The organism is Salinispirillum marinum, from assembly GCF_042650105.1.
Taxonomy (GTDB): Bacteria; Pseudomonadota; Gammaproteobacteria; order Pseudomonadales; family Natronospirillaceae; genus Salinispirillum; species Salinispirillum marinum.
The window spans coordinates 476,715-502,128 of record NZ_JBHSAL010000001.1; the positions used below are offsets into that span (position 1 = coordinate 476,715).

21 protein-coding genes, 1 tRNA gene and 1 pseudogene are annotated in these 25,414 nt (G+C 54.5%); 10 read left to right on the forward strand and 13 right to left on the reverse strand.

Annotated features, from left to right (window positions below; translation table 11 throughout):
* Positions 1 to 26: 26 nt before the first annotated feature.
* The 3 genes and pseudogenes from folK to tsaD form a co-directional block, all read right to left on the reverse strand.
* On the reverse strand, positions 27 to 518 hold the full coding sequence (gene folK / locus ACFOSD_RS02335; RefSeq protein WP_380694002.1) for a 2-amino-4-hydroxy-6-hydroxymethyldihydropteridine diphosphokinase: 492 nt from the start codon (positions 516 to 518) through the stop codon (positions 27 to 29).
* Between the two features lie 61 nt (positions 519 to 579).
* Positions 580 to 957 (reverse strand): annotated as a pseudogene (locus tag ACFOSD_RS02340) (dihydroneopterin aldolase); the annotation flags it as partial.
* The gene (gene tsaD / locus ACFOSD_RS02345) at positions 903 to 1,946 is read right to left on the reverse strand and encodes a tRNA (adenosine(37)-N6)-threonylcarbamoyltransferase complex transferase subunit TsaD (protein WP_380694000.1); all 1,044 of its coding nucleotides are present in this window, start codon (positions 1,944 to 1,946) and stop codon (positions 903 to 905) included. The gene tsaD and the pseudogene ACFOSD_RS02340, both read right to left, overlap by 55 nt.
* Positions 1,947 to 2,195: 249 nt before the next feature.
* Here tsaD and rpsU point away from each other — a divergent pair, with 249 nt between their 5' ends.
* The 7 genes from rpsU (at position 2,196) to ACFOSD_RS02380 (ending at position 8,869) form a co-directional block, all read left to right on the forward strand.
* Entirely contained in the window at positions 2,196 to 2,411 is a 216-nt protein-coding gene (gene rpsU, locus ACFOSD_RS02350; protein WP_304994882.1) for a 30S ribosomal protein S21, read from the forward strand.
* Between the two features lie 133 nt (positions 2,412 to 2,544).
* Positions 2,545 to 2,988 (forward strand): GatB/YqeY domain-containing protein, encoded by a 444-nt coding sequence (locus ACFOSD_RS02355; protein ID WP_380693996.1) that lies wholly within the window; start codon positions 2,545 to 2,547, stop codon positions 2,986 to 2,988.
* 82 nt (positions 2,989 to 3,070) lie between these two features.
* A complete protein-coding gene (gene dnaG, locus ACFOSD_RS02360) occupies positions 3,071 to 5,146 on the forward strand; it encodes a DNA primase (RefSeq protein WP_380693993.1) in 2,076 nt (691 codons plus the stop codon).
* Between the two features lie 85 nt (positions 5,147 to 5,231).
* Positions 5,232 to 7,091 (forward strand): RNA polymerase sigma factor RpoD, encoded by a 1,860-nt coding sequence (gene rpoD, locus ACFOSD_RS02365; protein WP_380693990.1) that lies wholly within the window; start codon positions 5,232 to 5,234, stop codon positions 7,089 to 7,091.
* Positions 7,092 to 7,473: 382 nt separating this feature from the next.
* Positions 7,474 to 7,550: transfer RNA gene (locus tag ACFOSD_RS02370), tRNA-Ile, on the forward strand.
* 101 nt (positions 7,551 to 7,651) lie between these two features.
* Complete coding sequence (locus tag ACFOSD_RS02375; protein ID WP_380693987.1) at positions 7,652 to 8,374, forward strand: SOS response-associated peptidase family protein; 723 nt, start codon at positions 7,652 to 7,654, stop codon at positions 8,372 to 8,374.
* Between the two features lie 126 nt (positions 8,375 to 8,500).
* Positions 8,501 to 8,869 (forward strand): DUF1304 domain-containing protein, encoded by a 369-nt coding sequence (locus ACFOSD_RS02380; protein ID WP_380693984.1) that lies wholly within the window; start codon positions 8,501 to 8,503, stop codon positions 8,867 to 8,869.
* Between the two features lie 210 nt (positions 8,870 to 9,079).
* Here ACFOSD_RS02380 and ACFOSD_RS02385 read toward each other — a convergent pair whose 3' ends face one another.
* Positions 9,080 to 10,690 carry a GMC family oxidoreductase gene (locus ACFOSD_RS02385; RefSeq protein WP_380693982.1) on the reverse strand — a complete coding sequence of 537 codons (1,611 nt, stop codon included), beginning with the start codon at positions 10,688 to 10,690 and terminating at the stop codon, positions 9,080 to 9,082.
* A gap of 299 nt (positions 10,691 to 10,989) precedes the next feature.
* Between ACFOSD_RS02385 and katG the strand changes: the two genes are divergently transcribed.
* On the forward strand, positions 10,990 to 13,203 hold the full coding sequence (katG, locus tag ACFOSD_RS02390; RefSeq protein WP_380693979.1) for a catalase/peroxidase HPI: 2,214 nt from the start codon (positions 10,990 to 10,992) through the stop codon (positions 13,201 to 13,203).
* Between the two features lie 222 nt (positions 13,204 to 13,425).
* Here katG and ACFOSD_RS02395 read toward each other — a convergent pair whose 3' ends face one another.
* The 3 genes from ACFOSD_RS02395 to ACFOSD_RS02405 all read right to left on the reverse strand — a co-directional run bounded on the left by ACFOSD_RS02395 (position 13,426) and on the right by ACFOSD_RS02405 (position 17,024).
* Positions 13,426 to 15,036, reverse strand: coding sequence for an adenylate/guanylate cyclase domain-containing protein (locus ACFOSD_RS02395; protein ID WP_380693977.1), 1,611 nt, complete (start codon positions 15,034 to 15,036; stop codon positions 13,426 to 13,428).
* A 102-nt stretch (positions 15,037 to 15,138) separates the two neighbouring features.
* The gene (locus ACFOSD_RS02400) at positions 15,139 to 16,533 is read right to left on the reverse strand and encodes a dihydrolipoyl dehydrogenase family protein (protein WP_380693975.1); all 1,395 of its coding nucleotides are present in this window, start codon (positions 16,531 to 16,533) and stop codon (positions 15,139 to 15,141) included.
* Between the two features lie 26 nt (positions 16,534 to 16,559).
* Positions 16,560 to 17,024 (reverse strand): DUF1499 domain-containing protein, encoded by a 465-nt coding sequence (locus ACFOSD_RS02405; protein ID WP_380693973.1) that lies wholly within the window; start codon positions 17,022 to 17,024, stop codon positions 16,560 to 16,562.
* A gap of 118 nt (positions 17,025 to 17,142) precedes the next feature.
* On the opposite strand from ACFOSD_RS02405, the gene ACFOSD_RS02410 reads away from it, so the two are divergent.
* Positions 17,143 to 17,607 (forward strand): MarR family winged helix-turn-helix transcriptional regulator, encoded by a 465-nt coding sequence (locus tag ACFOSD_RS02410; RefSeq protein ID WP_380693970.1) that lies wholly within the window; start codon positions 17,143 to 17,145, stop codon positions 17,605 to 17,607.
* A 23-nt stretch (positions 17,608 to 17,630) separates the two neighbouring features.
* On the opposite strand, the gene ACFOSD_RS02415 is transcribed toward ACFOSD_RS02410, so the two are convergent.
* The 6 genes from ACFOSD_RS02415 to ACFOSD_RS02440 form a co-directional block, all read right to left on the reverse strand.
* A complete protein-coding gene (locus ACFOSD_RS02415) occupies positions 17,631 to 18,428 on the reverse strand; it encodes a flagellin (protein WP_380693968.1) in 798 nt (265 codons plus the stop codon).
* Positions 18,429 to 18,494: 66 nt separating this feature from the next.
* On the reverse strand, positions 18,495 to 20,732 hold the full coding sequence (locus ACFOSD_RS02420) for a LemA family protein (RefSeq protein WP_380693965.1): 2,238 nt from the start codon (positions 20,730 to 20,732) through the stop codon (positions 18,495 to 18,497).
* 29 nt (positions 20,733 to 20,761) lie between these two features.
* Positions 20,762 to 22,201, reverse strand: coding sequence for a protein adenylyltransferase SelO (locus ACFOSD_RS02425; RefSeq protein ID WP_380693963.1), 1,440 nt, complete (start codon positions 22,199 to 22,201; stop codon positions 20,762 to 20,764).
* Between the two features lie 23 nt (positions 22,202 to 22,224).
* The gene (locus ACFOSD_RS02430; RefSeq protein WP_380693960.1) at positions 22,225 to 23,220 is read right to left on the reverse strand and encodes a branched-chain amino acid aminotransferase; all 996 of its coding nucleotides are present in this window, start codon (positions 23,218 to 23,220) and stop codon (positions 22,225 to 22,227) included.
* A gap of 97 nt (positions 23,221 to 23,317) precedes the next feature.
* Entirely contained in the window at positions 23,318 to 23,776 is a 459-nt protein-coding gene (locus tag ACFOSD_RS02435) for a YbjQ family protein (protein ID WP_380693957.1), read from the reverse strand.
* Positions 23,776 to 24,096 carry a YbjQ family protein gene (locus ACFOSD_RS02440; protein ID WP_380693955.1) on the reverse strand — a complete coding sequence of 107 codons (321 nt, stop codon included), beginning with the start codon at positions 24,094 to 24,096 and terminating at the stop codon, positions 23,776 to 23,778. The genes ACFOSD_RS02435 and ACFOSD_RS02440 overlap by 1 nt, the downstream gene beginning before the upstream one ends.
* 109 nt (positions 24,097 to 24,205) lie before the next feature.
* Between ACFOSD_RS02440 and ACFOSD_RS02445 the strand changes: the two genes are divergently transcribed.
* Positions 24,206 to 25,408 carry an iron-containing alcohol dehydrogenase gene (locus ACFOSD_RS02445; RefSeq protein ID WP_380693952.1) on the forward strand — a complete coding sequence of 401 codons (1,203 nt, stop codon included), beginning with the start codon at positions 24,206 to 24,208 and terminating at the stop codon, positions 25,406 to 25,408.
* Positions 25,409 to 25,414 lie beyond the last annotated feature (6 nt).

The window sequence follows — 25,414 nt, forward strand, 5'->3', positions numbered from 1 at the left end:
GAGGAGGCACGACAGGCCCGGCGGACCTACAAATTCACTTCGGTGAGGGGCTGCTTTTCGTGCGGAAAGGCAAGCCAGAGACGTTGCCATGTCTGTTCGGGATTTCCCGGCACCGGCTGGTTGGGGCGCAAATCCGCTAGGGGCTTCAGTACATAGGCGTTTTTATACACTTCATAACGCGGCAGTTTGATGCCTTCGACTTCTCCGGCCAAATCACCATAGGTGAGAACATCGATGTCCAGCGTACGGTCGGAAAACTTAGGCTGACTGCGGTCTCGCCCACAGGCATCTTCTATCTGCTTTAAGTGCACGTTCAGGTCCCTCAGACTTTCGTCGGTCTGCAACGCCACCGCTAAATTGAAAAAGGCATCGCCCGAAAACCCCACCGCCGCACTCTCATAAACGGGCGACACATCCAACGGGCCATAGGCCTCCCCAAGCGCATCAAGGGCGGCTTTTAAGTGATACTCTCGATCAACATTCGATCCTAGGCTCAACAATACCTCAGTCTTCGCCATGCGAACGCTCCCGCGTAATGTGCAATTCAGCGCCTTGCGCACCGGGAATGCAGCCGTCTTTGTAGATCACTAAATCGATCCGGGGTACCGGAAACCGGGCAAACAGTAACTGAATCAGTGCTTCGGCGAACGCTTCCAACAACTGAAACGTAGCCTGCGCACCAAACGCCACCACCGTCTCGGCGATGGCCGCATAATTTAAGGTGTGAACCAAGTCGTCGGTTGCACCAGCACGCGAAATGTCCGTATGCAAGGTGATGTCCAAACGCAGAGTTTGCAGGGCTTCACGCTCGAACGGGAACACACCGATCAAGGTTGGTACTTGCAAATTTCTGATGACTAAACGATCGCTATACACCCACCGCACCCTCGACGCCTTAATACTTATTGAGATCGATCCGCTACCACCGGCGGAGACGGCAGCTCGGTCAATGGCCACCGTGCGCGCAAAGTAACAGGCAGCTTCGTATGCTCGCCCTGCACCAAGCGTTGCGCCCCAGCGTACGCAATCATCGCGCCGTTATCGGTACAGAAGGATAATGCCGGATAATACACTCGCGCACCACGCGCGCGCGTGGCGTCTTCCAGCGCGCTGCGTAACGCCAGGTTGGCACTCACACCGCCGGCAATGACCAAAGTTTTATAGCCTGTAGCATCCAAAGCCCGCTTACATTTAATGACCAAGGTGCGCACCACGGCGGTTTGAAAGGCTAAAGCAATATCGGCCTTATCCTGTTCGGTCAATGGCTCCGGCATGGCATTCACGGCCTGTCGCACAGCGGTCTTCAAGCCGCTAAACGAGAAATCCATACCGGGACGATCGACCATCGGGGATGGAAACGTGAACCGGCCACCAACCCCCTGCTCCGCCAATTTAGCCAGTACGGGCCCACCGGGATAGCCTAAATCCAAGAGCTTGGCGGTTTTATCAAACGCCTCACCGGCAGCATCGTCGACGCTTTCACCCAGCAACTCATACTGCCCGATGCCTTCAACTTTAATAAGTTGCGTATGCCCACCGGACACCAATAAGGCCACAAACGGGAACGCGGGCGGATTCGCTTCCAACATCGGCGCCAATAAATGCCCTTCCATGTGATGCACCGCCAACGCGGGTACACCCCACGCATAGGCCATACTGCGCGCCGCCATAGCACCCACCATGAGAGCACCCAACAAACCAGGACCTGCCGTATAGGCCACGCCGTTAATATCTTCCCGCTGCCGCCCGGCCTGTAGCAACACGTCTTGAATGAGAGGCACAAGCCTTCGCACATGGTCACGCGAGGCCAATTCTGGCACCACACCACCGTATTTCGCGTGCATTTTTACCTGGCTGTACAGCTGATGACCCAACAACCCAAGTTCAGTATCGTACAGCGCCACTCCGGTTTCATCACAGGAGGATTCAATACCCAGCACCAACATGTTATCTCCGGCTAACAGGCCATTTACGGCACGGCTTATTCATGCGTTATGTTATACCTCGTTACACGAGACATTCAGTGGCAGGCATCATACTGACCGCATCGTCGTAATACCAGTATTCCGACTTTGACAAGAAGACAACAGCGGCGTAAAATCGCGCCTCCCAAATCTTGGCAAACCATTGACACTCTTTAAATTGAGTGCGCCAAGCGGGAAAACAAGCCATTAACGGAAAAGGTCAAAGCTTTCATGCCACAAGTTAAAGTAAAAGATAACGAGCCATTTGACGTAGCCTTACGTCGTTTCAAACGTTCTTGCGAAAAAGCCGGTGTATTGGCAGACGTACGCAAGCGTGAGTTCTATGAAAAGCCTACTTGGGCTCGTAAGCGTAAAGCTGCTGCTGCAGTAAAACGCCACGCGAAAAAAGTATCGCGTGAATCTAAGCGTCTGAACCGTCTGTATTAAACAGCACGCGTCACGCATACCCTGTTGTATTCCATTCCTGTGGCCTTGACCGCCTCAGGATGATGTTCAGAAGCCGCAACGCTTCTGATGATTCCGTTATGCTGCGGCGTACGCACGAACACCGGAGACCAACATGAGCTTAAAAGCAGAACTGACACAGGCGATGAAAGATGCCATGCGGGCGCAAGATAAAGCGCGCCTCGGCACCGTTCGCTTGATGTTGTCTGAAATTAAGCGTGTGGAAGTGGACGAGCGTATTGAGGTGAGCGATGAACGAATCTTGGCACTGCTGGATAAAATGCAAAAGCAACGCCGTGATTCCATCGCTCAGTTCAGTGCTGCAGGTCGACAAGACCTTGTCGACATTGAAGAAGCCGAACTGGAGGTGATCTCTCAGTTTCTGCCCGCACCGCTTTCCGAAGCAGAGTTGCAGGCTATGGTTCAATCCGCAGTTGCCGAAACCGGTGCACAGTCGATGGCTGACATGGGTAAAGTAATGGCTATACTGAAACCTCAGGTTCAGGGCCGTGCCGATATGACCGTGGTCAGCAAGCTGGTGAAAGCGTGCATGGGTTGAAGCACTTTATGCCAAACTGAACTCAACGCTACACCGAACACAGCACCGCGCGACTTTTTTCTGCCAGCCTAGGGTATCCAGCATGGCCGGACGTATACCACAGTCATTCATTGACGACTTACTCGACCGCGTAGACATTGTCGATGTCATTTCTCATCGCGTGAAGCTGAAGCGCACCGGAAAAAACTATTCTGCCCTGTGTCCGTTTCACAACGAAAAATCCCCCTCATTTTCGGTTAATCCGCAAAAGCAGTTCTACTATTGCTTTGGTTGTGGTGCCGCAGGCAATTCGTTGAAGTTCTTGCTCGAACATGACCGTTTGGAATTCCCCGAAGCCATTGAAGAACTCGCACGTTTGGCCGGGGTAGAAGTACCGCGCGAACACAACCCGCAAGCCGACCAACAACGGCAGCAACGCAAAACCCTACAAGGCGTGCTCGACATTGCCGCCGAATTCTATCGCACCCAATTACGCGCCCATGCCCGCGGCGATCATGCCGTGCGTTATCTCAAAGGCCGCGGCCTTAGCGGGCAAATTGCGCAGCACTTTGGCCTGGGTTATGCCCCGCCAGGCTGGGACAACCTAATGACCGCCGCGGGTGCGCAAGACCCCGCGCAGCTCAAGCGGCTGATTGATGCTGGCATGGTGATTGAAAAAGAAGACGGCAAGGTATACGACCGTTTTCGTGACCGCATTATGTTTCCCATTCGCAATCAACGGGGCCAAGTCATCGGCTTCGGTGGTCGCGTCCTGACCGATGAAAAGCCGAAGTACCTCAATTCGCCTGAAACCGACCTCTATCAAAAGCGCAAAGAGCTGTACGGCCTGTACGAAGCACTGCACGCACCACAAAAGCCTGAACGCTTTTTGGTGGTGGAAGGCTATATGGACGTCATCAGCCTGCACCAGTTTGGCGTGCCCTATGGTGTCGCCACACTGGGCACAGCCACCAGTGAAGAACATCTGCATAAAATGTTCAAAGTGGTCAACGAAGTGATTTTTTGCTTCGACGGCGACAACGCCGGACGACAAGCCGCGGTGCGCGCCTTGGAGGTTGCCCTCAGCGAAGCCAAAGACGGCCGTACCATGCGGTTCTTGTTTCTGCCCGACGGCGAAGACCCGGACACCCTGATTCGCAAGGAAGGCGTCGTAGAATTTGAGCAGCGCCTCAGCCAATCACCCAGTTTGGGCGAGTTCATCCTGCAACACTGGCAAGACCAAGTCGATATGACCAGCGTGGAAGGCAAAGCGCGCCTCGTGCACATCGCCCTGCCCGACCTGCATCGCCTGCCAGAGGACGGCACGTTGCGCGCCATGATCATTCGCCGCTTGGCCGACATTGCCGAGCTGCCGCATGACGTCATTCAACAACAGCTCGACCACTACACTGCCTTACAAGCCGCCAAACACAGCAATAAAACAGGCAGCCAGCAAACCGCCAGAAACCCTGACCGGAACAACAAACCCGGCCAACCGGTGATGGCGCCCTTGCAGCCACAAAGCTCGCCGGACGACGTGCCGGATTGGATGCGGGACGGCCCACCGCCGCTCCAGGACCACGCCGCACCCAATCAGACAGAGCCTTACGGCCCGAGTGATGACATTACACCGCCCGATTTTGGTCAGGAAACCTTTTCCCGCCGCCAGTATCGCGCCCCGACACCGGTTGATTTACAACAAACCCGGCAGCCGCCACCATGGCAGAAAGCGATGGCGCTTATGTTGTGCTGGCCTACCTTGGTCACGCACATCGACCTCGGCACACGGCGCTTCAAAGCCGGTGATCACACCGCGTGGGTTGAGAGCATGCTGACGCTATTGCAACAACATAGCGCCGAAAATCGCTATGCCGCGCATGATTTGCTCGCGCCACACGGGTTCGACGACATCTTGCAGGCCCTGTCTCGCACCGAATATTTCGCTATATTAACGCAATACCCTCAGCCGCAAGCGTTTCATCGTGATATCTTGCAGGCTCTAATGCTTGACCTTACGCATCAAGCCTCAGAACATGAAGAATACCAGCAACTTCGCACCCTCTGGGTCAGTGACCACCGGCTGATGACCCGCGAACAAAAAGAAAGATACCTCGAACTCTTGAAATCCAGCAAAAACGGCACCATTAAAGAACCCGAAAGACGGACTGAATCGCCATAGGCGGTGGAAATCTGTTTGGTAAATCGCTATACTGCGCCGCTATTTTTTATAATCCCCGAGCACTTGACACTTTACAGGTATTTGGATGGCTGAAAATTCTCAGCAACAGCAATCTCGTCTCAAGAAACTGATCGCCAAAGGCAAAGAACAAGGTTACCTCACATACGCTGAGGTTAATGACCATTTGCCCGAAGAGATAGCCAGCCCTGAGCAGGTTGAAGACATCATCAGGATGATCAATGACATCGGGATTAACGTCGTCGAGACGGCACCCGATGACGGCGACATTTTCATGTCCGACGACGCCACCGACGACGACGCTTCGGAAGAAGCCGCCGCCGTTCTGGTTGCCGTAGAATCCGACGCTGGCCGCACCACGGACCCGGTGCGCATGTACATGCGTGAAATGGGCACCGTCGAGCTATTAACGCGTGAAGGCGAGATCGTTATTGCCAAGCGCATTGAAGAAGGCTTGCGTGAAGTCATGCACGCCTTAGCGTACTTTCCCGGCAACCTTGAACAGGTGTGTGCAGCGTACGACGCCAGCCAGACTGAAGAAGGTCGGTTGACCGATATCCTGAGCAGCTTTCTTGACCCGGATGACACCTCGCTCGACGCCGCCAGTGACAGCGCCGATGATACCAGCAGCGCTGCCAGCAGCGATGACGACGACACCTCACTGGATGATGACGACGACACCGAGAGTTTAACGGAAGACGATCCAGGTGACGGCGGCATCGACCCCGAAATGGCCCGGGCCCGTTTTGATGAATTACGTGCGGCTTACGAGCACGCGCAAGCGGTCATCGGCAAACATGGCCGTACCAGCAAAGAAGGCCAAGAAGCCTTGAAATTGCTGGGTGATGTGTTCTCGCCATTCAAGCTGGCGAATCGTCAACACGACGCCATGATGGAAAAAGTGAACACCGCCATCACCGTTGTACGGACACAAGAACGCAACATCATGAACATCATGACCGGTGCGAGCGTTGGCATGTCGCGCCGTGACTTCATCAAAGGCTTCCAAGGCAACGAAGTCAACGAGGCTTGGCTGCAGGAGCTGTTTGATCATCCTAAGTTTGGCGAGAAACTGTTTGCGCATGAAATTGAACTGAAACGGGCGCAACGCAAACTCCGCAATTTGGAAAAAAGTACGGGCTTGACCTTGTCTGAAATCAAAGACATTCACCGCCGGATCTCCATCGGTGAAGCGCGGGCGCGTCGTGCCAAAAAAGAAATGGTCGAAGCTAACCTACGTCTGGTTATCTCCATCGCCAAGAAATACACCAACCGTGGCTTGCAATTCTTGGACTTGATTCAGGAAGGCAACATCGGCTTGATGAAAGCGGTCGACAAATTCGAATACCGTCGGGGCTACAAGTTTTCAACCTATGCCACTTGGTGGATTCGGCAGGCCATTACGCGCTCGATTGCCGACCAGGCACGCACCATCCGTATTCCGGTGCACATGATCGAAACCATCAACAAACTGAACCGTATTTCTCGGCAGATGCTGCAAGAGATGGGTCGTGAACCGACACCGGAAGAACTGGCAGAACGCATGGATATGCCAGAAGACAAGATTCGCAAAGTGTTGAAAATTGCCAAAGAACCGATTTCGTTGGAAACACCCATTGGTGATGACGAAGATTCAAGCTTGGGTGACTTCATTGAAGACAACACCATGGAATCGCCTTCCGACTCGGCAACCGACAAGAGCTTGGAAGAGGCCACCCGTGAAGTCCTTAGTGGCCTTACCGCCCGCGAAGCGAAGGTATTGCGCATGCGTTTCGGGATCGACATGAACACCGACCACACGCTGGAAGAAGTGGGCAAACAGTTCGACGTCACCCGTGAACGTATCCGGCAGATTGAAGCCAAAGCGTTGCGCAAATTGCGCCACCCTAGCCGCTCTGATCACCTGCGCACCTTCATCGACGAATAGTCGGCTGGTACTGGCAACTGCTCCTGCGTTGCCAGCATACCGCCCATCCATGGGCATAAACCCGGCTTTTGCCGGGTTTTTTATTGCCAAATCAAGGCATTAGCTAGACTTGAAAATCCATGCCGTTATAATGCGTGCCAGCTTCCGTTGGAGCGCAGCCCTTCTACGAAAGCTAGGTTATGACCGTAGGAGCGGAGCGCTCTGCGCGAACTCTTCGGCATAGCCAATACTGCAATAACCTAACACCAGATTTGGCGCTAGGGCGCGGCGACAGCGAGTGAAACGATGGACTGTACATTTGTACATGACCGAGTTGAACGAGATGGCAACAAAGCCGCTCACACAAGTGAAACGCCAAAAGACAAGTTAGAAAACAAGTTAGGGGCCTTTAGCTCAGTTGGTTAGAGCATCCGACTCATAATCGGCAGGTCGCTGGTTCAAGTCCAGCAAGGCCCACCATTCCCCCCTCCGATAATGTCTTAATTATTCTTGCCCTCATTACGCTATAGTTTGTTTGTTCCATCGGTAACATTGAAATACAACCCCTCGCAGGTGATTCCATGTGCGGTGCTTTTTATGTCAGGCAGTCCCCCACGCTAGCCGCCTATTTTGGCCTTGAGTCACCGAGTGACCTCGGTGAATGGGTAGGGCGGGAGATTATTAACCCGCGCCGCATCTTAGATGGACGTTCAGAATTCACGGTGTTTAGACCAACGGATCGCGTTCTGGTGATCGTACAAAACAAATCGGGACAATACATTCTGCAATCTGCGCGCTGGTGGTTACTGATGAAATCCGACGTTGAGGGTACGCTTACGCCGCATCAAGAGTACGCGACGTTTAACAGCCGCATAGACAAAGTCATGGCGACGGGAAGAACCCTACACAACACCCGCCCGAAATCATTCCGGGTGTTGATACCTGCCAGCGGATATTACGAGTGGTTGGGGAAAGTGCCTTACGCCATAGAGCGTGCAGACGGTGAGCCCATTCTGTTCGGCGCCATGGCCAAGGCTTACCCAACGCCTGAAGGCGGCTATGAACTTGGTGTATCTATCGTGACCCTGCCCGGCCACCCGAAGCTGGCACACATTCACCCGAAATCACTGCCGTTAATGATTGAGGATAACGAGATACCGCATTGGTTGGACAGAACGTTGGCAAACCAACATCTGCACTCATTCGCCACACCAATGTTGAAGCACGACATGAATACGCAACCCAAGAGCGACATCAAGCAACCTGAATTATTTGGGGAGCTTCAACGTATTGCAGCTGATTAGCGCTATTCGTTCGTTACCAGATGGTTTGATCGCATCGCGGACCGGGTCAATGTCACGAAATTTTTCTTTTCTTGCCCTATATTTACTTTATTCTACTGAAGACCAAACACTAAGGATGCCAACACCATGATTACTTTGCTCAGCAACACGGTTGTTTTGCTCATCGCCGCGTTACATGTCTACATCCTGGTGCTGGAGATGTTCTTGTGGGACAAGCCGCAAGGTCGCAAGGCGTTTGGTTTATCGCAGGATTTCGCCACCCAAACGAAGACATTGGCGGCTAACCAAGGGCTGTACAACGGCTTCCTGGCGGCGGGATTGTTCTGGGGGTTGATGCTGGGCGAGGCAGGTTTGTCGGTTAAGGTCTTCTTCTTGGTCTGTGTATTGGTAGCCGGTATTTATGGTGCTGCTACGGCCAGCAAGAAGATTCTCTTTATCCAAGCCGTACCAGCCACAGTGGGCCTGCTGTTACTGGGTATAGGAACTCTGATGTAAGTGGTTTGGCCAGGCAGCAACTAGATACCCAGCCTCAAATTAGACACCTCTTCCGCTATAAACGACTTCGGCACCTCAAGTTCGGTGGCGCGATGTTTCCAACCGGATACGGTGTTGATCGTTTCATTCACACTGCTGTTGATCCGGTCGCGGGTAAACAGCGGGCTGAGTTTTTCCGTCCTGCCGTGTTAAATCATCGCGCGTGCCCCTTTAACACGCACCCAAAATACAATCCGCTGCGCGCTCCGCAATGGCCGTGGTCGGGGCATTGGTATTGCCTCCGACGAGCGTGGGCATGATGGAGGCGTCCACCACACGCAGGCCTTCCAGTCCGTGTACACGCAATTGATCATCCACCACGGCCATATCGTCCCGGCCCATTTTACAGGTGCCCACGGGGTGATAAATCGACTCGGCATGCGCGCGCACGTAAACTCTTAACTGGGAATCGGTTTGCACCTTGGCGCCTGGGTATAGTGCCTTTCCGCGGTGCGGATCGAACGGAGCTTGCGCGAGAATCTCCCGGCCCAGTTTAACGGCCCGCACCATTTGCTCCATATCGTGCTCGGTCGCTAAATAATTCGGATCAATACAGGGGGCAGCATTGGGGTCGGCACTGTGCAAGGTAATGCGTCCCCGGCTTTGCGGGCGCAAATCGCAGACACGCAGGGTATAGCCGAAATGACGAATGGTTTGGCGCAAGTCCAGTCCATGGTCAATTTCTATGGCCGGTAGAAAATGAAACTGCACATCTGGCTGACTGAGGCTGGGTTGCGTTCGGGCAAAGCCGCCGGCTTCCGCCAAGTTGCTGGTCCACTCACCTTGTCGGTGTTTTAGGTATTGCACGCCACCCAGCAACCCTCGCCACCAATACCGAGGCCCAAGTGAAACGCCAACGGGGGTGCTGGCACGCTGAATCACTGAGATATCCAAGTGGTCCTGTAAGTTTTCGCCTACGCCGGGCAACGCCAAAACTTCCGGGATACTGTGCTCGGCCAGTACCGCACGCGGGCCAACCCCTGATAGCTGCAATAATTGCGGTGAATGAATGGCACCTCCACACAGTATCACCTCACCTTCGGCCATTACCCGCTGGGGCTGTCTCTGGACGAGGCAGTCGACACCGATGGCGCGCGTGCCGGAAAACACCAGACGCTGAACCCGTGCACCCGTCATAACGTGCAAGTTGGGGCGGTCACGCACCGGGTGGAGGTAGGCTTCCGCATTGCTGCACCGCGCGCCATTTTTTTGCATGACATGGTACAGCCCCACGCCTTCCTGTTGAGGTCCGTTGAAGTCGTTGTTGAGCGGTACGCCCACCGCTGTTGCCGCACTAATAAAGGCGGCGCTTAACGGGTTGTGATGTCGCAAACTCGACACATGCAGCGGCCCCCCAACCCCATGATACGCATCAGCCCCGTGTTCGAAATGCTCCGCCCGTTTGAAGTACGGCAGCAGTTCAGCGTACCCCCAACCGGCATTGCCCAACTGTGCCCAATGATCATAGTCACTGGGATGGCCTCGCGTGTAGCACATCGCGTTAATCGCACTGCTGCCACCCAAGGTTTTACCGCGTGGCCAATACAGCCGACGATGATTCAATTGAGCTTGCGGCTCGGTCCATAAGCGCCAATTAACGGAACGGCTGCGCATGAGCCCGATAATGCCAATCGGGATCCGAATCAGCGGGTTTCGGTCGGTCGGCCCGGCTTCGAGCAAGCACACACGAAGGGATGGGTTAGCACTGAGCCGGTTCGCCAGCACGGTGCCCGCAGAACCGCCCCCTACGATGACAAAATCGTAAGATTGTTTGTCTGCCATACCCACCTCGCTGTAAATATTGTGCGTTCAATGTGGAGTTTCACTAAGACACTCTGCCGTGGAAACCCCTGTACATCAAGGTTTTATCATATACCCCGTCAATTAATAGTTATTATCTATCAACCCATTACCCTTTAGTTACTGGAAACAATGAAAGCCTGTGCTATGTTGTATTCAGACCGACAAGACACTCTCAATGGTGAATCCAATATTCACTAAGGTTTCAGAGGGCTACTGTCGTCCATTTCGGTTTCGTGACGACACCTAGCCGGTAACGAAAGCAGCAACAGGAGAGAAACATGAGTGCAATAAAAAATGACGCCAGCGGTGGCAAATGCCCCGTGATGCATGGCTCTCGCACTACCATGGGCAGCGTAGGCACCGCCAACCACGAATGGTGGCCTAATCAACTGAATTTAAACATTCTGCATCAACATTCGCCTAAGTCTAACCCGCTGGGTGAAGACTTCGACTACGCGGAAGCGTTCAAGTCGCTTGACCTCGCAGCCGTAAAGAAAGATCTGGCCGCCATCATGACCGACTCACAGGACTGGTGGCCAGCGGACTACGGTCATTATGGACCACTGTTTGTGCGTATGGCCTGGCACAGTGCAGGTACGTACCGTACGGCCGATGGTCGCGGTGGCGCCGGTACGGGCAATCAGCGCTTCGCACCCGTTAACAGTTGGCCGGATAACGGCAACCTTGATAAGGCACGGCGCCTCTTGTGGCCGGTGAAGCAAAAGTACGGCAACAAATTGTCATGGGCCGACTTGATGATTCTGGCCGGTAACGTCGGCATGGAAACCATGGGCTTCAAGACCTTTGGCTTCGCTGGTGGTCGAGCCGACATTTATCAGCCAGAAGAAGATATTTACTGGGGCTCAGAAAAAGAATGGCTGGCAACCAGCGACAAACCCAACAGCCGTTATTCAGGTGAGCGGGACTTAGAAAATCCGTTGGCCGCCGTGCAGATGGGTTTGATCTATGTAAACCCTGAAGGCCCCGATGGTCACCCTGACCCACTGGCATCAGCCAAAGACATTCGTGAAACCTTCGCCCGTATGGCGATGAACGATTATGAAACCGTTGCCCTGACCGCCGGTGGTCACACCTTTGGTAAGGCACACGGTGCAGGCGATGCGGCCTTGGTCGGACCAGAACCAGAAGCAGCTCCCATCGAAGAAATGGGCTTTGGCTGGAAGAGCAGCCATGGCAGCGGTAAAGGCGGCGACGCCATTACCAGTGGTATTGAAGGCGCCTGGACTTCCAACCCCATCAAATGGGACATGGGCTATTTCGATGTTCTGTTCGGCTACGAATGGGAACTGACCAAGAGCCCTGCCGGAGCCAACCAATGGAAAGCCGTCGGTCTGGCCGACAACGACCATGCCCCACATGCGGCCGATGCCGCCAAGCGCGTTGGTTTGATGATGACCACTGCCGATATGGCGATGCGCGAAGATCCGGATTACCGGAAAATCTCCGAACACTTCCATAAAAATCCGGAAGAATTCGCCGATGCGTTCGCGCGCGCTTGGTTCAAACTGACGCACCGTGACATGGGTCCAAAAGCTCGCTATTTAGGCCCCGAAGTGCCTGCGGAAGATTTGATCTGGCAGGACCCTGTGCCCGCAGTGGATCATCCACTGGTAGACGCGAAAGACATTGCCGATCTGAAAGCTAAGATTCTGGCTTCTGGTTTGAGCGTACAGGAACTGGTCTACACGGCTTGGTCATCTGCTTCAACCTTCCGTGGTTCCGACATGCGCGGTGGTGCCAACGGCGCACGCATTCGCTTGGCACCACAGAAAGATTGGGAAGTGAACCAACCGGCACAACTGGCGAAAGTATTGAAAACGTTGGAAGGCATTCAAGCGGCTTTCAATAGTGGCAGCAAAAAAGTATCGCTTGCTGACTTGATCGTGCTGGGTGGTAACGCAGCGATCGAAAAAGCAGCGAAAGATGCTGGCCATAGCGTTGAGGTACCGTTCACTCCCGGGCGTACAGACGCTACGGCTGAGCAGACGGATGTGGAATCCTTTGAATTCCTGAAACCGGAAGCCGATGGTTTCCGCAACTATCGTCGGGCGGCCTTTACGGTAGCAGATGAGGAAATGTTGTTGGATAAAGCCCATCAACTGCAACTCAGCGCACCAGAGATGACCGTATTGGTCGGCGGCCTACGGGCATTAGACGCTAACTACGGACAAGCCAAGCATGGTGTATTGACCCAGTCTCCAGGCAAATTGACCAACGATTTCTTCCTGAACATTGTGGACATGAGCACCGAGTGGAAGCCTGTGTCAGACAACACGTATGAAGGTCGTGACCGGAAAACCGGCGCTGTGAAGTGGACCGCAACACGGGTTGACCTGATCTTTGGTTCAAATTCGCAACTGCGTGCGCTGTCTGAGGTATACGCCCAGAGCGACGCCAAAGAGAAGTTCGTTCAGGACTTCGTGAAGGCGTGGAATAAGGTGATGAATGCGGATCGCTTTGATATCGCCTGATTCTGCTTAGGTACCCCAAATCAAAGCGTAGCCTTCGGGCTGCGCTTTTTTATGCCCAAGGATGGGCGGTATGCTGGCAACGCAGGAGCAGTTGCCAGTATTGCCCAAGGATGGGCGGGCAGAGAATTGCTCCTGCATTCTCTACATACCGGCCGTCCTAGCCATATATGCTGGCAACGCAGGAGCAGTTGCCAGTATTGCCCAAGGAGCCCGTTACCCAGCCTACTGAGGCTGCCACACCCACGCAGACAGTGCTTGTGTACGGCCACGCAACGTCACATCGCCCAAGTTAGACCACTCCGCCAAATCTCGACAATCATCCGGTAACACCACGTCAGATACGACCAATACCGCATCATGGGATTTCGCCATGCCCTCCAAGCGACTGGCGGTATTGACGGTATCACCAATCACCGAATACTCGCGGCGCTGCGAGCTGCCCACCGGCCCAGCCAAGGCAGGCCCAGCATGTATTCCCATGGCTAATTGCACGTCCGGCATATCACGCGTGGCATGCCAGATGGCTTGCGCCGCCTGCAACGCCTGTTTACCCGGATCCTCTAGTACTGTGGGCGCACCAAATACGGCCATAAAAGCATCACCCAAATACTTGTTGATATGGCCGCCCTGCTTGGCCACGAGGGGCCCGGCAATGTCGAAAAAACGGTTCAAGAACTGTGTCACTTCGGTTGGACTGCGTTCGGCAGAATAGGCCGTAAAACCGCGAAGATCACAAAAGAGGACCGCGATGTTGAGGGATTGTGTCCCCCAGTCCTCCGGGTGCGCCAGCAAATGGTCTCGAACTTGCGGGTCGACCGCCTGCCCTAAGGTGTGTTGCAGTTGCGCTTCGGCGGCCATAGAAAGTGCCAACTGATTTACCCCTTGGGCAAGTATCCCGACTTCATCTTGACTGCGCAGAGGCACTGAAACCGCGTAGTTTTGCCGCTGTAATTGTTTGATCGCACCCACCAATTCATCCAGCGACAGCGATAACGTCTTACTGGACAGCATAGCCAACAAAAAACTCAAGCCCGCCAGAAACACCCCGGTACCGAGGACAAATAAAGCATTGTCTGGCCAGGAGGACAAGCCCGATATATACACCAACAACAAAACAATGGGGAACAGACTAACGCCGAGCCAACCTACGGCTTGCCGTCTGCTGAGCGACGGTATGATCCATGGGCGGATACGCACCAATTCTTTCGGTGAGAAAAACCACGGAATAAAATAACGGCGGCACAAATAGTCAAACGCACTGAAACTGAGCAAACTGGAGAACATGCCGCACATGCCGAACACCAAAACAGCGCGCAATCGATACGCTGTTGAAAACTCCGGGTAAGTGAATTGCATGTAACCTTGCACTAAGGAGAGCGCCAAAATCCAGGACACCACCGTTAAGGTGGTGATGGCAAAAGTGGCATTAAGAATACGCCGTTGCGCCCGGATCTTTTGCAGTTCCGTGGCATCCGGGTGGTGCAGGTAGCGCCACAGCGGAAGAAAGTACACAAACACCAGCACGGCCATGACAGGAAATGGCCCAATGTTTAAGCCTAACATCAATCCATCGTCTTGCAGGCTATCAATATACACATAGAAATGACTGCGCAGACTATCGGGCAGAAACGATTCCAGCACCCAATTGCCCATAAAGAACCCCAGAATATTGGTTCCTAAAAATACGGCATAGGTGCCCAAGAGCAAGAGTACACTGCGATTGATCCAGCGTTCGTAAATGAACGTCCCAACCGGTTCAGCACTGGCGGCTTTGGCCTTTGCGTCACCACCTGGGTTTTCGCGCTCTACCTTCATTGCGGGTAACCGTGACATCACAAACACCTCTTGCGTACAGAGAGGTCACATATTACCCACTACCGACCCGCCCATGCCAAGTCTTTCGACATGCCTGCCAACCGGCGCTCGCAAGAATTTCTATTTTCCGGAACGAAACAGCTTTACCACCGGATGCTGGAATATTCGGTCCAAAAACACTTGCTGACTCAATTGCCGCAAAGCGTCGGCATAACTTGGGTACGGATGGATAACCCCCTGCAACTTACTGAACGGAATGCCGAGGGTTTTCAACACCTGCACCTCGGCAATCAAGTCGCCCGCCCGCTCGGCAATAATGTGGGCACCCAAAACGCGGGCCCGGTGGTCGGTTATCAATTTGATGCGCCCCATATCTCCGGCCTTGGTTTGCGCCCGATCGAGTTTGGCAAAATCATAGTGATAGACCCGTATCCGGTCTCCGTACTGTGCACGAGCCTCGGTTTCTGTCATTCCCGCACGCGCCAATTCAGGATCGGTAAACGTTGCCCAGGTGACGTGTTGATAATTCACCGAGCGTTTGACCGGTAGCGGCAACACCGCGTTCATGGCGGCTATTTTGCCTTGGTAATTCGCCATGTGACTGAGCAAATAAGGTCCTGCCACATCGCCGCAGGCGTATACGTGCGGTAAGGAAGTTTGCAAGTGCTTATTCACCACCACACCCTTATCGACCTGAATACCCACGGTGTCCAAGCCCATACCCTTAATATTCGGTGCGCGGCCTAACGCGACCAAAATTTGCTCCGCGTCTAATGTGCTTTCCTGTGTGCCACGAACCGTGTGCAAGCGGATACCCTGTGCGGTTTTTTCTACCCGCGTGGCCTTGGTGTCGAGCTGGAACACCACGCCTTCAGACGCCAGTTTTTCGCGCATCAGGGCCGCAAACTCGGGCTCCTCCCGGCCCAAGACTTCCGGCAACATCTCAACCACGGTACAGCGTACCCCTAACCGATTCAGGGCTTGTGCCAGCTCCATGCTGATCACACCGCCACCCAAGATCAGTAACGATTCGGGCAGTTGTTCGAGCTGGAAAATGTTCTCATTGGTCAGTGGGGCAACCTCGCTCAGACCGGGTATGGGCGGTAACAAGGGCGCACTTCCGGTTGCCAGGATAATTTTCTTGCCCCGAACACGCTGATCACCCACGGCGAGCGTGTGTGCATCGACAAAAACCGCCTCGCCATTGAGATAGTCAGCACCGGCTTTCTGCAGCACTTCCGGTGTTTCGTGTTCATAGATGCGTTCACTCACGGCGCGCACATTGGCCATAATCGACGCGCCATCAACCTGAATATCGGCAAATTTCCGTGCCGTATGCACCGCTTTCGCTTGGTTAATCAGCGATTTGCTGGGAATACAACCTGACCACGTACATTCGCCACCGGGTCGATCTTTTTCGATCACTAAAACGCTTTTACCAAAACCCAGCGCCGTGAAGGTGGCGGTTAAACCACCCGCACCTGACCCGATTACAATGAGATCGTAGTTTTTCATAGTCCAAAGGTTCCTTGTGTGCGGGCTCACTGCGCGGCCGTGTCTGCAACCTGATTGTAGAGTTCTGTGAGCCGCGCAAAGCGTTTTTGGTTGAGCCCTAAATCCGACTTTCCGGCCCGACTTTTCGACCGGAAGTGCACACGCTGTGTCTGTGCATCCAGGTAGAACTCGGCATCATCTCTGTAGCGCATCAAGGGCGTGACGAATACGACATAAAGATAGTCATCACGCTGGGTTATGACCTCCGCTTTCCCATAAAGTTCAACGGCTTGCAGGATCGCCTGCAGGGTAGACTTTTGATCGGCTTTGAATGCCCAAGGTTGCACTTGCTTCGCCGGATCATCGGTCTGGGTTGAGACGCCGTTAGGGTCTTTACTGAGCGGTTTCAGACGACCATTCTCATGCCCCAATTCCGGCACGCGGGCATTTTGGGTATAGATGGCGATAAACGCGACGGCGACCAGCGCCAAAATTAACAGTACGAACCACATCTTAGATATTCCTCATTGATTTATCTTGTGCGCAAAACAATAGACGCTTGAACTTGACTCGTCAATACCTTGCGCGCAAAATAAATACCTCATTAACCATCGAGCAAACATTCGAGCCATGTCTTCTTCCGCTGCGGAGCCGCTGTTGCTGCGTAACCAAATTTGCCATGCACTGTACAGTGCCACCAACGCCCTGATTCGCGCCTATCGTCCGCTCTTGGAACCACTGGATTTGACCTATCCACAGTATCTGGTGATGTTGTCGCTGTGGGAGCGGGATGGGGTGCCTATCAAGCACTTGGTAGAAGAAACACGGCTGGATTCCGGGACCTTAACGCCCATTTTGAAACGCTTGGAACAGAAGAGCTTGATTGCCCGGCGCAAAGACGAGCACGATGAGCGTCAGTGGTTAATTCAGCTCAGTACCGACGGACGCAAAATGCATACTGAAGCACAGCAAATACCACAACAACTGTGGTGTCTTTCCAGCTTATCACTGGCTGACGCTACGGCATTGAAAGCGTCCGTAGACCACCTGTACCACGATTTGATTGAACAGGAACGAGGCAGCACAAACGCCTGATCAGACGACCAACCCCCCGGGATTTAGGCGTTCAGCAAGCGTAGTACGTTACTGCTGTTGGCGTTGGCTTGCCCTTGCAACAACAACTGGGCACGATTTTGCACGTCATCTTGCGCTAATTGACTGGCCAGTTCCGCAATGTCCGTATCTTGTATCCCGCTGCGCGCCGTGCTGTTATCTATGCGGCTTTGCACCAATTGATTGGCTTGTTGATCAAGCCGGTTGCTGGCAGCACCATCCTGCACTTGGGTGTCGGTCAAGGCCGCCAAACTGTCGTCCAGCCGGTCCAAAACTGCAGACAAGTCACCATCACCGCCCAACTGCAACGATCCAAAATCCAGCGCTGCGAGAGTGTCCGTCAGGTTTGTACCCGATACTACCGTGGTGTCGCTGGGGTTGGCCCCGGTTTGTAACGACAACGGATCGGCCGAAAAGAGTTTGCGGCCGTTAAATTCAGCACCGGCTATTTGTTCATTGATGCCATCACGCAGTGTCTCAAACTCACGATTGATCAGGTTGCGCTCATCCGGGCTGTTAATGCCATTATTGGCTTGTACGGCCAATTCCCGCATACGCTGAACCTGCTCCGTAAATTGGCTGACCATACCGCCACGGGTTTGCAATAAACTTTGGCCGTCGCCAATGTTGCGCATCGCCACCGACTGCCCATTGACCTGAGAGGACAGCCCTTGAACGATCGCTGCACCGGCCGCATCGTCGGCGGCCTGATTGATGCGCACGCCGCTAGAAGCTTGCTGTACCAAACCGGGATAGACGGAGTTGGTGCTGACGGACGGGGCGGAGCTGAAATTAATGGCCATGCAATGAACCTCACTGAGCTGGTTACAGTTTAACCAGCTCGGGGGCCGTTAGCCAGCACCCAATGATTAAAATTTGATCGGATCGGCCGGCGCGAATCCGGTCAAGGACGCCACCAAAATGTCCGGTAATTGACCGCGCCGGGTGTTGTATTGTTCGATGGCCTGAGTGTAGCCGATGCGCATGTGTGCGATATCGTCTTCCAAACGAGCCAACTGGTGCATTAACGCGCGAACACTCGCGTCTGCTTTGAGTTCGGGATAGGCTTCAAAACGCACTAACAGGGTGTCGTGCAGTTGGTGTTCTTGGGCAATGAGCTCGGCCCGCGCTTGCGCCGTCCAAGCGTCCGGCTGCCATTGCTGGCGCAGGGCCACAATACGCGCTTGAAGTTCCTTTTCGTGCGCCAGGTACATTTGCGTGACCGATTCCAGCATGGGCAACAAGTTGGCGCGTTTTTTAAGTGCGACGTTGACGTTTGCATCGGTGAGCTGAATGCGTTGGCGCAAGAAGACCAAATCGTTATACATCAATATCAGCACCAAAACGCCCCAATAGACGAGTGGAACAGCAGCGCACCACAGGTAGGGCAAGACGCCAAACTGCCCTGATTGCCCAGCTAACCCCAAGGCCACAGCCACCCCACCGATGAGCGCAACACAGAAACCGGCAAACGCCTGCGCTGCCTTACGCACCATCAATTCGCCTTCGGATAAGTCGGTCACAATGAAGGGTTGATCCTGGTCGCCATGGCGGACCTCGAGTGCAGACCCTTCTTCCGACACATCAACAGGCCCGAGGACATACAACGGCGTGTCCGGTCGAATGCGAATTTCGGTATGCCGTTGCTTCCCCTGTTTCTTGACCACACGGTCCTGCACCACAAATTCAGCCTGGCTCGGATATACCCGCAAACGGCCTTGCTTAGGGTCTGCTTCATCGGGCGCAAGCTCGAACGGTTGCTCGGTGTGGTCCCGGTAAATTTCGACCCATTTTGTGCTCTTGCCGCTTTTGCGCTGTTCTTCTATGGTAAAACGATAACTCAAACAGGGTTCGCCGCTCAGTGGGCCGGTGAGTGCCGTCATGCCGTCGGGCAATACAGCACGACCTTGTATTTCATTCAGCCCGAACACCACCCCGGCCACATGGGTGGTGGGCAAATTCTCCATCAGACGTTTCAGTTTGATTCGGCGCAGACTGAACGGTAATGCAAGCCCTGCCGTCAGCAGCCCACCCAATATAAACATCAGGGTATGCCAAACGCTCAATCGCGTCGGCCGGAATACCTCTGGCGGCTGTGGCGAGACCTCCGGGGCGCTCATATCTGCGGGCACAAATCGACGCTCCGGCCATAATTGAATGAGGTCGGCGACCCTTGCCTGCCGCAATAATACATGGTCAACCACCGCTGCTAGGCGATCCGCACGATCGACCGGCACGTTCGCGTCCGATACTTGCCGCGCTAACTGCGTCCAATCCAAACGAGCGTCGATGGCGGGCAGTTGATCGCGCAGGAGCTGCAGCACTTGTTGTTCATGCGCCTGCAAACGTGACAACGCATCCTCAACATCGGCTTTTGCCATTTGCATCCCGCGACTGAACAGCGTCACAAACACCACCAAGGCCATCAGGAACACGAACATCAGGGTCTTGTGCCATTGCAACACCCAGACCAAAGCAAACACACCCGCCGCCAATGCGGCCACCCCTAGCAGGATAAAAGCAACCGACGTGGCAGCCATGGTGCTGCGCTCGCGCGACTCGCCGTAAGCCGACAACAAAGGCGTGTAACTGCCGGGCTCGGTAAAACTCACTTGCAGGGAATCTTGACCGCTGAGCGGCACCGCATAACCGAGCACAAAGAGGTCAGCACCGGGAAAGATGCTGTATTCGGTGTATCGCCGGTCACCTTCATGCCGGCGATGAGTTTGTGGCAAGGAGGCACGAACATCCGGTTCAATCAGCACCGCACCGGTGGCATCGCGTAAGAGAAATGGCGTGTATTCAATGGTGTCCGAAACGGTCTGCCAACGGCGGTCGCCGTCCGAATCAACCACTTCACGCTCGATGTGGTAGCGGTAGTACACGACCTCGCGCTCCGTGTCTGGTGTAACCAGCACTTGGTCGGGGGTGATGGGTTCCGCCTGCCCTTGCAGGTTGACTTCACCGGGCAATACCGCATGCACCGGCACGCTGGGCAATCGCTCTATTTGACGAAACTGGGTTAGCCGCTCATAGCCAAGCCCGGTGACCCAATAACCCATGCCCAGTAAGGCTATAGCCAAACAAAGTCCTACTATCCTTTTCATCTTACCTCCATATAGGAAAGCTCGCTTAATCAAGTCCCACAAAAGGTTCTAAAAACGCGTTCTTCCGGTGGCGCCGGTTGTTCATAGGCCGAATTGTCCGGGTGCTCAAAGGGTCGGGTCACGGCGGCCAACAGTGCTTTAAACGGAGTGAAATCTGCATGGTCTTCGGCCGCCTGGATAACCGTGGCAACCCAATGGTTGCGCGGAATCACCACGGGATTACTGCGCTGCAACAGGGCAAATTGCTGTTCCGGCGTTGTGCCGTCGCGCGCCAACCGTGCCTGCCAATCCGCCAGCCAGTCCTCGGACACCCAAACGTCCGTCGGCAGTTGTTTAAGCGTGGACAACAGGCTGGCAAATCCGCGGGTAAAATCTTGATCGGACTGATGCAGTTCCGCCAAATAGCGTTCGATCAACACACGGTCGTCCGACTCGACATGGGTCAAACCCAGTTTCGCACCAAACACCGCCAGCCATGCAGCATCATAGTGCGTTTTGAATGACCCGATGATGCGTTCGGCTTCGGCTAGGTGCGTATTGGGATCTTCATCGGCGTTTAGGAGTGCCTCCGCCAAGCGGGCAAGATTCCATTGCGCAATGCCGGGCTGTTGGTCGTAGGCGTAGCGCCCGTCACGGTCAATGGAACTGAATACACGGTCGGGCGCATAGTTTTCCATGAAGGCACAGGGGCCGTAATCGATGGTTTCACCGGAAATGGTCATGTTGTCGGTATTCATTACGCCATGAATAAACCCGAGACCCATCCAGTGGGCGACCAGTGCCGCCTGTCGTTTTACCACTTCCTCCAATAACGCCATGGTAGGAACAGGGTCTTGAAGACGATCGGGGTAATGACGGGCTAAGCTATGCTCCGTTAAGGCATGCAGTGCCGTTTTATTGCCTCGTGCGGCAAAAAATTGAAAGGTGCCGATGCGAATATGACTCGCCGCTACGCGGGTCAGAATGGCACCCGGCACGGAGACATCACGAAAAATACGCTCACCGGTGGTCACGGCGGCTAAAGCTCGTGTGGTGGGCACACCCAGGGCATGCATGGCTTCACTGAGCAGATATTCACGCAACACCGGGCCAATGGGCGCGCGGCCGTCACCACCACGCGAAAAGGGCGTCCGCCCGGCACCCTTCAATTGGAGGTCCCGCACTTGCCCTCTGACGTCCAGCACATCACCCAATAAAATGGCCCGACCATCACCCAGTTGCGGGACAAAATGCCCGAACTGGTGCCCGGCGTAGGCTTGCGCCAATGGATCAGCCCCAGGTATGACTTCATTGCCGGAAAACCAGCGGGCTAGCTGTTCAGCTTCCACACTGCCTTGATAGCCCAATTCTTCGGCTAAGGCTGAATTGAACGTAATCAGGGTGGGGGCGGCCACCGGGATGGGTAATTGCCGAGCAAAAAAAGCACTCGGCAATTGGGCGTAACGATTGGCAAACGTAAAAGGTGTCACGGTTTACCCCAGCACAAAGGTGCTTAAACGCGGGTTAACCAGCCATGTGTATCAGCCGCTCTACCCCATTGAATGTCATTTAAGGCTTGGCGCAGTTGCAACGTTTTCGGCCCAACTTTTCCATCGCCTACTTGATGTTCTTGTCCGTTGTGAATCAAGGTGCCTACTGGCGCCAATACCGCCGCCGTGCCTGACAATGCCGCCTCTGCCCCAGAGCGAGCAGAACGTTCGAGCAGTTCACTCACCGTCAGTTCCCGCTCGGATACCGTCATACCCATGTCACGCGCTAAGGTCAGAATGGAATCTCGTGTTACGCCATGCAAGAAGGATGTGTCCAGCGCTTTGGTGATGATTTCATTCCCATCGATCAGCAGGAAATTGGCTGCACCTGTCTCCTGAACATCACCGCCAGGGCAAAACAGCACTTGATCGGCTTGCACGGAAGCCCGTGCTTTCATAATCGGCTGCAAGGCACTGGCGTAATTACCGCCACTCTTGACCATGCCCATATGCGCGGCACAGCGCGCGCCATTCTCTTCGAGCAGCAAACGCAGGGTTTTATCGCCTCCGGCAAAATAGTCACCAACAGGCGACAACAGCACATACAACAACGATTCCACCGTGGGCGCTGCCGCCTTGCCGATGGCGGCCTCGGTTCCAATGTGGGTCGGCCGAATGTACATGGAACCCGGAGGCTCAGGTACGTCTGACGCAAAACGGCGTACGACATCAATGATCATCTGTTGCAGCATGGCCGTATCAACCGACGGCAACGCTAACAATTCGCTGCTTTGCGCCAAGCGTGCGATGTTGCGATCAATCCGGAAAATATTGACCGAGCCATCGGCGTGACGGAAGGCTTTCAAGCCCTCAAAACACGTGCTTGAGTAGTGCAAAACATGCGCGCCGGGGTGCAGTGTCAGGCTATCTGACGAGACAATCTCCGGGTTACTCCAGCCTTGACCATCAAAGCGAGCCAACGCCATTTCCGGCATAAAAACGGTACCAAACGCTGCCATACATCCATCCTGAAGGGTGAGCGTTCGCCGCTGCCGCAGCGAACAAGAATTATTGACTTGTCAGTTTAAAAGGCCGAGCCGCGCTCGGCAAATGGAATTATGGAGCGATCACTGCCGTACCGTATACCAATACTTCCAATGAACCTATGCGGTTCTGCCCGCCACGACCGCTGATGGCGGCCGTTTCCACCTTCACGTTATAAACATGGGTCGCCCCCAACTGCCCTGCCGTTTCGCGCAAACGTAACAAGGCTTCTCGCCGAGCCCGCTCCAGCAGCGTTTCATAGCTGTGCAACCGACCACCGAACAGCATCCGAAGGGCGGCCATAAAGCGCTTGAAATAGTCGTGCGAAATCACTACGGACCCGGTGACCAAGGCACCATGTTGACAACGCTCCGCGCCGCGCTTCGCTAAAATAATCATCGGCAGATCGGACGCCTGTTCGCGCGCCGCCAAGTCGATAAAGTGCCGACGTTCCAAACGCCGCCCAACCACAAAGCCGAGCAGCAATAAAACAAGCGGACCCAATAAGGGCAGTAATGACCAAGAAAGCATCAGACTGACTCCACGACCACGGCCGTGCCATAGGCATACAGCTCGGCAGCCCCTTGCGCCACTGAACTGGTCGAAAAACGCACATTCAGAATAGCGTTGGCGCCTAAGGCTTGCGCTTGTGCTTCCATGCGCGCCAACGCTTCCTGACGGGCGTCATTCAACAATTCGGTATAACCGCGCAATTCTCCGCCAAAAATGTTCTTTAACGTCGCCGCAATATCACGCCCAACGTGCTTCGCCCGCACGGTACTGCCCTGCACCAGACCCAAATGGGTGGTGACGGTGCGTCCGGGGATATATTCTAGGTTACTGATCAGCATATAAACGTCCTGTTGAAGCGCTCTTAAGTAGGTCTTTGTTTATATATAATGCCGCGATAAATTAACAGCGCTTTGTACACCCAACACACCGCCAACCATGAGTGTTTCTATGACTATATCTCCGTTCACGGTCTCCCGGTTGCCCGAAATCATCTTTGGCTCCGGCAGCATCCGGCAACTTGCATCACGATTGCGTTCGTTCGGGCCACACATCCTGATCATTACCGGCCAGCGCTCATTCATCGACACTCCGGCGTGGCCCACTCTGCAGGCAGAATTGAACACCGTGGGCATCACCTGGACATGGCGCTCGGTACAGGGTGAACCTACTCCGCATTGGGTTGATGAGACGGTACGAGAACTGCACAACCAAAACGTCAAAGCCGTAGTAGGGATTGGCGGCGGCAGTCCACTGGATGCGGCAAAAGCCGTGGCGGGTCTGCTACCCAGCGGCCATTCCGTGATGGACTACTTGGAAGGCGTCGGCCAAGGTCTTACCTATGACGGCCCAGAGCTGCCCTTTATTGCTGTGCCAACCACGGCAGGCACCGGCAGCGAAGCAACCAAAAACGCCGTGTTAAGCGTGCAAGGTACCGAGGGTTTTAAAAAATCCTTCCGGGCGGACGCTTTGGTTGCCCAGATCGCCATTGTCGATCCTGACCTGCTGCACGCCTGCCCCAAATTTCTCTTGGCGGCCAATGGCATGGATGCGTTTACGCAACTCTTGGAATCTTACGTTTCGATTAAGGCTAACCCCTTCACCGATGCCTTAGCATGGTCTGGACTGGAAGCCTTCGTGCGGGGATTTTGGTCGGCCTATGAAACCGAACTTGGTCAGCCCGACTCTGGCTTTACCGACCTCGCCTATGCTGCGTTGCAATCGGGCATCACGTTAGCCCAAGTTGGTTTGGGCTCCGTGCACGGTTTGGCCTCGCCATTAGGTGCCTTCTTTCCCATACCGCACGGCGTAGTCTGCGGGACTCTGGTGGCAGAAGCTACGCGGGTGAATATTTCGGCTCTGCACGAACGCCACCCCGACAGCCCCGCCCTGACCAAATACGCGCATGTCGGTCGTTTGTTGGCGGGCAATATGACTTTGGACGACAAGGCCGCACAAGAAAGCTTGGTGGAGATACTCAGCGACTGGACAGCCCGCCTAGGCATGCCAACCTTAGACTCATTCGGTTATCGCGCCGACGATGCCGGGCGGGTGATCAGCAATGCGCGCGGTGGCAGTATGAAGACGAATCCCTTGGTGTTGACGGACGAAGAACTCGCGCACATTCTCAAGGCCAGAACCGCACAATATTGAGGGTGT

Coding starts and splice junctions, on each gene's coding strand:
- folK (WP_380694002.1), bottom strand. CDS start 518: ATGGCGAAGACTGAGGTATTGTTGAGCCTAGGATCGAATGTTGATCGA.
- tsaD (WP_380694000.1), bottom strand. CDS start 1,946: ATGTTGGTGCTGGGTATTGAATCCTCCTGTGATGAAACCGGAGTGGCG.
- rpsU (WP_304994882.1), top strand. CDS start 2,196: ATGCCACAAGTTAAAGTAAAAGATAACGAGCCATTTGACGTAGCCTTA.
- ACFOSD_RS02355 (WP_380693996.1), top strand. CDS start 2,545: ATGAGCTTAAAAGCAGAACTGACACAGGCGATGAAAGATGCCATGCGG.
- dnaG (WP_380693993.1), top strand. CDS start 3,071: ATGGCCGGACGTATACCACAGTCATTCATTGACGACTTACTCGACCGC.
- rpoD (WP_380693990.1), top strand. CDS start 5,232: ATGGCTGAAAATTCTCAGCAACAGCAATCTCGTCTCAAGAAACTGATC.
- ACFOSD_RS02375 (WP_380693987.1), top strand. CDS start 7,652: ATGTGCGGTGCTTTTTATGTCAGGCAGTCCCCCACGCTAGCCGCCTAT.
- ACFOSD_RS02380 (WP_380693984.1), top strand. CDS start 8,501: ATGATTACTTTGCTCAGCAACACGGTTGTTTTGCTCATCGCCGCGTTA.
- ACFOSD_RS02385 (WP_380693982.1), bottom strand. CDS start 10,690: ATGGCAGACAAACAATCTTACGATTTTGTCATCGTAGGGGGCGGTTCT.
- katG (WP_380693979.1), top strand. CDS start 10,990: ATGAGTGCAATAAAAAATGACGCCAGCGGTGGCAAATGCCCCGTGATG.
- ACFOSD_RS02395 (WP_380693977.1), bottom strand. CDS start 15,036: ATGTCACGGTTACCCGCAATGAAGGTAGAGCGCGAAAACCCAGGTGGT.
- ACFOSD_RS02400 (WP_380693975.1), bottom strand. CDS start 16,533: ATGAAAAACTACGATCTCATTGTAATCGGGTCAGGTGCGGGTGGTTTA.
- ACFOSD_RS02405 (WP_380693973.1), bottom strand. CDS start 17,024: ATGTGGTTCGTACTGTTAATTTTGGCGCTGGTCGCCGTCGCGTTTATC.
- ACFOSD_RS02410 (WP_380693970.1), top strand. CDS start 17,143: ATGTCTTCTTCCGCTGCGGAGCCGCTGTTGCTGCGTAACCAAATTTGC.
- ACFOSD_RS02415 (WP_380693968.1), bottom strand. CDS start 18,428: ATGGCCATTAATTTCAGCTCCGCCCCGTCCGTCAGCACCAACTCCGTC.
- ACFOSD_RS02420 (WP_380693965.1), bottom strand. CDS start 20,732: ATGAAAAGGATAGTAGGACTTTGTTTGGCTATAGCCTTACTGGGCATG.
- ACFOSD_RS02430 (WP_380693960.1), bottom strand. CDS start 23,220: ATGGCAGCGTTTGGTACCGTTTTTATGCCGGAAATGGCGTTGGCTCGC.
- ACFOSD_RS02435 (WP_380693957.1), bottom strand. CDS start 23,776: ATGCTTTCTTGGTCATTACTGCCCTTATTGGGTCCGCTTGTTTTATTG.
- ACFOSD_RS02440 (WP_380693955.1), bottom strand. CDS start 24,096: ATGCTGATCAGTAACCTAGAATATATCCCCGGACGCACCGTCACCACC.
- ACFOSD_RS02445 (WP_380693952.1), top strand. CDS start 24,206: ATGACTATATCTCCGTTCACGGTCTCCCGGTTGCCCGAAATCATCTTT.